Here is a 738-nt window from a genome sequence, read left to right as displayed (position 1 = left end):
TGCGCTCGATCGCGATGCCCAGCCTCAGCCACCAGACCGAGAGACGGGAGAGGTTGTAGAGCCCGTTGGGGCTGGCAAAGGGCACGCCATTGTCACTGCGTATGGCCTCCGGCAGTCCCCGCTCCTGGAAGAGCGTGTGGAAGGCTTCGATCACGCCGGCCTCCTTCGTGCTTTCCAGGGCCTCGCAGGCAAGGATGAAGCGCGAGGCGTGATCGGAGACGGTCAGAGGGTAACAGTAGGCCTGGTTGCCGAGCCGGAACTCGCCCTTGAAGTCGACGCACCAAAGGGCATTGGGAACGCTGCCAGATGACAGGGCGGTTCCCAATGCCCTTTGACGCGGCCGCTTCGCCTTCTTCACCAGGCCGTGCCGGTCGAGCACGGCATGAACTGTACTGATTGCGGGGATGCGGATATCGCCCGCCAGGCGCCGGACCAGCAGCTCCCGGATCTTGCGGGCACCCCAGCTCGGCTTGTCCTGCTTGGCCTGGACAATCGCCTGTTCGATCTGGCCCGGAAGCTGGTTGGCATACCGCACCGGCCGGCGCGAGCGGTCGCATAGCGAAATCACCCCTTCCTCCTTGTACCGGTTGAAGATCTTGTGGCCCGTCTTCCGGGATATCCCGAACTCCCGGCACAAATCGCTCATCGACTCACCTTCCAGGCGGCGAGCCACAAATCGCAGGCGTTCATCCATCTTTGGTCCGTCCTTCCATGGCATCCCAACCTCCCGCCAAAGCG

The 738-nt window shown here is 63.4% G+C and carries 1 protein-coding gene; it reads right to left on the bottom strand.

Annotated features, from left to right (window positions below):
* The coding region (locus tag HPO_RS19395) for a helix-turn-helix domain-containing protein (protein WP_035602926.1) at positions 1-718 on the bottom strand (718 nt) is incomplete at its 3' end.
* Positions 719-738: the final 20 nt, after the last annotated feature.

It is taken from the genome of Hyphomonas polymorpha PS728, from assembly GCF_000685315.1.
Lineage (GTDB): Bacteria > Pseudomonadota > Alphaproteobacteria > Caulobacterales > Hyphomonadaceae > Hyphomonas > Hyphomonas polymorpha.
Note: the sequence above shows the minus strand (reverse complement) of the source record. Positions and strands in the feature narration are given on the sequence as shown.